This window comes from Methylobacterium sp. WL64 (assembly GCF_008039945.1).
Lineage (GTDB): Bacteria > Pseudomonadota > Alphaproteobacteria > Rhizobiales > Beijerinckiaceae > Methylobacterium.
On the sequence record NZ_VRVA01000209.1, the window covers coordinates 1 to 4,982 of the forward strand.

General features: G+C 70.2%; 6 protein-coding genes. 2 read left to right on the forward strand and 4 right to left on the reverse strand.

The window, feature by feature from the left end; genetic code table 11:
• Together FV242_RS32550 and FV242_RS32555 are read left to right on the forward strand one after the other, a co-directional pair.
• Positions 1 to 371: outer membrane protein (locus FV242_RS32550; RefSeq protein ID WP_368732195.1), on the forward strand; the 371-nt coding region annotated here is incomplete at its 5' end.
• A gap of 780 nt (positions 372 to 1,151) precedes the next feature.
• Complete coding sequence (locus FV242_RS32555; RefSeq protein ID WP_003600567.1) at positions 1,152 to 1,334, forward strand: DUF3606 domain-containing protein; 183 nt, start codon at positions 1,152 to 1,154, stop codon at positions 1,332 to 1,334.
• 110 nt (positions 1,335 to 1,444) lie between these two features.
• On the opposite strand, the gene FV242_RS32560 is transcribed toward FV242_RS32555, so the two are convergent.
• The 4 genes from FV242_RS32560 to FV242_RS32575 form a co-directional block, all read right to left on the reverse strand.
• Positions 1,445 to 2,854: an amidase gene (locus tag FV242_RS32560; RefSeq protein WP_147941820.1), complete on the reverse strand. Its 1,410-nt coding sequence runs from the start codon at positions 2,852 to 2,854 to the stop codon at positions 1,445 to 1,447.
• 147 nt (positions 2,855 to 3,001) lie between these two features.
• On the reverse strand, positions 3,002 to 3,685 hold the full coding sequence (locus FV242_RS32565; protein ID WP_147941821.1) for a type 1 glutamine amidotransferase domain-containing protein: 684 nt from the start codon (positions 3,683 to 3,685) through the stop codon (positions 3,002 to 3,004).
• A 99-nt stretch (positions 3,686 to 3,784) separates the two neighbouring features.
• Entirely contained in the window at positions 3,785 to 4,027 is a 243-nt protein-coding gene (locus tag FV242_RS32570; protein ID WP_147941822.1) for a hypothetical protein, read from the reverse strand.
• Positions 4,028 to 4,163: 136 nt separating this feature from the next.
• Positions 4,164 to 4,760 carry a TetR/AcrR family transcriptional regulator gene (locus FV242_RS32575; protein WP_147941823.1) on the reverse strand — a complete coding sequence of 199 codons (597 nt, stop codon included), beginning with the start codon at positions 4,758 to 4,760 and terminating at the stop codon, positions 4,164 to 4,166.
• Positions 4,761 to 4,982: the final 222 nt, after the last annotated feature.

Consider the following 4,982-nt stretch of genomic DNA (forward strand, 5'->3'; position numbering starts at 1 on the left):
GCCGCCTCGGCTACGCCTTCGACCGCACCCTCGTGTACGGCACCGGCGGCTTCGCCTACGGCTCGGGCAGCGCCGACCGCTCGTTCGGCGGCTACGCCGGCAACGACAGCTTCCGCACCGGCTACGCCGTCGGCGGCGGTGTCGAGTTCGCCCTCCCCACCGAGTCGTTCCTGAACTTCTTCCGGTCCTCGGCCGTGACGTTCAAGATCGAAGGTCTGTACGTCAACCTGGAGCGCGGCAACCGCAACCAGGGCGCCCTGGTCGTCAACGCCGCCAACCTCGTCCCGGTGGCCTACAGCGCCATCGGTCGTCGCGACGACGAGTTCGCCGTCGTCCGCGCCGGCCTGAACTACAAGTTCGGCTCGTACTAGTATCGGATCGCGCTCCTCCCGGCCTCAACGCCGGGAGATGTGGCCGGTGGGCGAGAGGTGTTGGTCCTCCTCCTCGCTCCCCGCCGCGGAAGGCGCCGGCAACTTGTCGGCCTCCGGATCCCCAGCCCGATCAATCTGGCCGCGAGGTCGGCAACACCCTGGGAGCACCCGCTCCTGGGGTGTTTTTCATTTCTGTTTCGGCCTGGCGCGCTGATCCCGACGCTGCGTTTGCAACGCTGTCACGATCCGTCACTTCAATCCGTGTGGGAGCCTGAACCGCGATGGGGACGGGCCCCCGGGCTGACTGGATCAGACGTCTTCACAGTGTGGTCATGCTCACGCCTTTCCCGGGCTCATCGCCGGTCACGATTTCGGCTCCCGGGTCGCGGGCTTCTGCGCCCTGGCCCGGCCCGACGTGTTCGGATCGGTCGTCCTGATGAGCGCGCCGTTTGCGAGGGCGCCCACCCGCGACGCCCTCGCGGACAGTCCGCGACCGCCCGCGCAGGATCCGATCCACGCCGCTTTGACCGGTCTGCCGCGCCCGCGCGAGCACCATCACCGGGACTTCGCCTCCCCGGCCGCGGCGCCCGACATGGCCGGCAGCCCGACACAGGGCGCCGCGTTCCTGCGCGCCGACTTCCATCACAAGAGCGCCGACCGGCCGGGCAACCCGCCGCATCGGTGCGCTGCGTGGCCCCATGGGTCTGGGCATCGCTGCGATTCCCCCGCATGTCTCGCGCCCCCTCCTAACCCGCAGTCACCAACACAACAGGATTTCCCATGGCTGGCCTCAAGGACAAGCGTGGCTTCATCGATAAGGACCGGCTCGATCTGTCGGAACGCAAGGCCGTCGAGTTCTGGATGAAGCGCTGGGGCGTTACCCAGGACCAGCTGACGGCGGCGCATCGGAAGGTCGGCCGGATGACGAAGGACATCGCCGCGGAGCTGGGCAAGAAGCGGTAGGCGCATCTGCGCCCCGACGGGGCAGCGCGTCAGGTCGGGGCGCCGATCGTGAGTTGGAGGCAGCATCCGGCTTCGTAAGCGCGATCCCGCGGGACAAGCGCGACGGCGGCCTACAGGTTCGGGTGCAGCCCACGCACCGGGCTCGCCGCCTCCAGCAGCGCGGCGACGTGCAGGATCGTCGATTCGGCCTGCCAGCTGCCGACGACCTGGACGTTGATCGGCAGTCCCTCGCCGCTCGTCCCGAACCGCATCGACAGGCCGGGCAGGCCGGTGACGTTCAGCGGCACGGTCGCGCCCTGGAGGTAGGTGGCGTCGACGGTCTGCCCGTTGATGACGAAGTGCGTGACGCCGTGCTTGTGGGCCGGGATCGGCAGGACCGGGGTGATCAGCGCGTCGTAGCGCCGGAAGTAGTCGGCGTAGCCGTCCCGCAGCCGCTCCGCCGCCTGCTCGGCCGCGATGTAGTCGTCCATCGACGAGGCCGGGAGCGCCAGCATGGTCCTGGCCATGGTGTAGATCTCGTCCCGGCTCCGGCCCTCCGTCGCCTCCCGGAAGGCCGGCTTCATCTCCATGACGTGCAGCGTGTTGAAGACGTCGAGGGCGAAGTCAGGCTCCAGCGCCGGGATGCGCACGGCCTCCACGACGCAGCCCGCGGCCTTAAGGGCCTCGGCCGCCGCCCGGACGGTGGCGGCGACCTCGGGATCGATCGGGCCGAAGCCCGGCTCGACCAGCCAGCCCACCCGGAGCGGACGGCCGGGCGCGGAGCCCAGGCCGGCATCGGCGGCGACGGTGCGGGACGCGTAGCCGTCCTCGCCGTCGGGACCGGACAGGAGCGAGAAGGCCAGCGCGAGGTCCCGGATGGAGCGGGCCATCGGGCCGACATGCCAGAAGCGCCGCGGCGCGCGCGGCCAGATCCCCGTCATCGGCACCCGCCCGTGGGTCGGCTTCAGCGAGACGATCCCGGTCTGCGCGGCCGGGCCCCGGACCGAGATGGCGAGGTCGGTGCCGAGGCCCAGCGGCGACATACCCGCCGCGATGGCCGCCGACTCGCCCCCGCTCGACCCGCCGGGCGTCCGCTCGAGGTCCCAGGGGTTGTTCGAGCGACCGGAGAGCAGGTTGTCGCTCTCGATCCAGTATGAGAATTCCGGCAGGTTGGTCTTGGCCAGCAGGATCGCCCCGGCGGCCTTGAGGCGGGCGACGCTCGTGGCGTCCGCGGTGGGGATGCGGCCCCGGAAGATCGGCGACCCGCGCTGGGTCGGGACGCCGGCGGTGTCGATCGAATCCTTGACGGTGAACGGCACCCCGTGCAGGGGCCCGATCTCGCCCCCGGCCAGGATCGCGGCTTCGGCCGCGCGGGCGCCGTCGAGCGCCCGCTCCGCCACGGTGACGATGGCGTTGACCTTGGGATCGACGGCCGCGATGCGGTCGAGGTGGGCCTGCATGACCTCCACCGGCGAGACCTGGCGGGTGCGGATCAGCGCGGCGAGCTGGGTCGCGTCCGAGAAAACGATATCGTTTGTCATGGGCCGGTGTCCTTCGCGATGGATGTCGAGGGGGGAGGCTTCTGCCGACGTGCGGACCTCTGTCGGGCCGGCGGCGTCGCCCCGGGGCCGGTCGCCGCCCGCGCGGATGCGCGGGCGGACGGTGTCCGGAGACGGAGGGTGGTGTCGTCAGCCGTTCGCGAGATGCGCGAGGAGACGCTCGGCGGCCGGCCCGGAAGAGGCCGGGTTCTGGCCGGTGATGAGCAGGCCGTCGGCCACCACGTACGGCGCCCAGTCGCCGGCCTTGGAGAACCGGCCGCCGTTCCGGCGCAGCGCATCCTCGACCAGGAAGGGAACGACCTCGGTGAGGCCGACCGCCTCCTCCTCGGTGTTCGTGAACCCGGTGACGGCCTTGCCCTGGACGAGCGGCGTCCCGTCGAGGGCCTTCGCGTGGCGCACGACGCCGGGGGCATGGCAGACGAGGGTGACGGGCTTGCCGGCCGCCAGCGTCGTCTCGATCAGCCTGATCGAGACGGGGTCCTCGGCGAGGTCCCAAAGCGGACCGTGGCCGCCCGGATAGAACACGGCGTCGAACCCGTCATGGGAGACGGCATCGAGCCGTGTCGTGGTCTCGAGCGCCGCCAGCGCTTCCTCGTCCGCCTCGAACCGGCGCGTCGCGTCGGTCTGCGAACCCGGCTCGCTGCTCTTCGGGTCCAGCGGCGGCCGTCCGCCCCGGGGCGAGGCCAGCACGATCTCGGCGCCGGCATCCTTGAACACGTAGTAGGGCGCGGCGAGCTCTTCCAGCCAGAAACCGGTTTTGCGGCCGGTGTCGCCGAGCTGATCGTGGGAGGTCAGCACCATCAGGATCTTCATCGTCGTTCTCCGTGATCGTTCAGGTCGAAGGGAAGCTTCCGCCAGCCGATCGATCGATCGGCCGGGATTTCACATGGCATGGGGGACGCCGAGGCGGCGTCAGTGCGCCTTCGACGGATCGTCCGCGCGCTGCTCTTGCGCGGATCCCGTCTCGGCCGGCCGAACCTGCGGGTTCACGCGGCGGCCGTCGTCGAGCCTGCTGCCGGCCATGCGGACTGCGCCGATGGTCTCCAGGGTGATCCGCTCCTGCGCCATGGCCGCGGAGGTGCCGAGCAGGGCGGCGCTCATCAACCCGGCGGTGACGAGGGCGGGGACGGCTGCAGTCTTCGTTCCGTGGGGCATGAACTCGCTCCTTGCGTGGTGTCCTCGCCTCCGCCGGTTCGGGGAGGCTTCATCGTTTACTTGAGTAGACCAGTCGTCTAATAGTTCTACACGAGCAGGCACGGTTCGACCGCCCGCGCCGTACCTCGGGCTCGCGTCAGGCGAGTCCGAGGATCTGTCGCGTCGTCGTCATCGCGGCCTCGAACGGCGCGTCGGTCCGCACGATCTTCGCCATCAGGCTCGCGCCGAGCCACACGTGATAGAGCGCCTCGGCGGTGGCGTGGGGCGTGCCCTCCACCTTCAAGGAGCCCTCCGCGGCCCCCGCCTCGATCGCCCGCGCCAGCCGTTCGATGATCCCGGCGGTCCCGCCCTTGAGGGCGAGCCGCATGGCCTCGGACAGGTCCGAGACTTCCGCGGCGAGCTTCACCGCCAGGCACTTGCGCTGATAATCGACGCTGCCCTGCGTCGCCTGCCATTTGCGCCAGTAGTTCATCAGGCGCTCGGCGTGGTCCAAGCCGGGCTCGGCGAGCGTCGCATCCAGAGCGGCGAGATACCCCTCGAAGTAATCGGCCAGGAGCGCCTCGCCGAAAGCCTCCTTCGAGCCGAAGTAGTGGTAGAACGATCCCTTCGGGACCCCGGCCGAAGCCAGGATCTCGTTGAGCCCGACCCCGGAAAACCCCTTCGCGCCCACCAGGCCGTAGGCGGTGTCGAGAATCTCCTGCCGGGTGTCGGTATGCGTGTTGAGGCGTGCCATGACGCTGAGATAGTCCTGATTAGACCGGTCGTCTAGTACCTGGGCCCATCTTTTTTCGCCGAGGCTTCGAAAGCCTCCCGGCGAAGCGAATCCGTGGCGGGGCCGCGCCGGCGCAGCACCACGGACCTCCGGTCGGCGCTGGTTCGTCTGCACGAGCCGGCCTCAACCTGTGCGACCAAGGCCGTCGGGCAAGGCCGTCGGGCAAGGGGGCCGGGCAAGGGG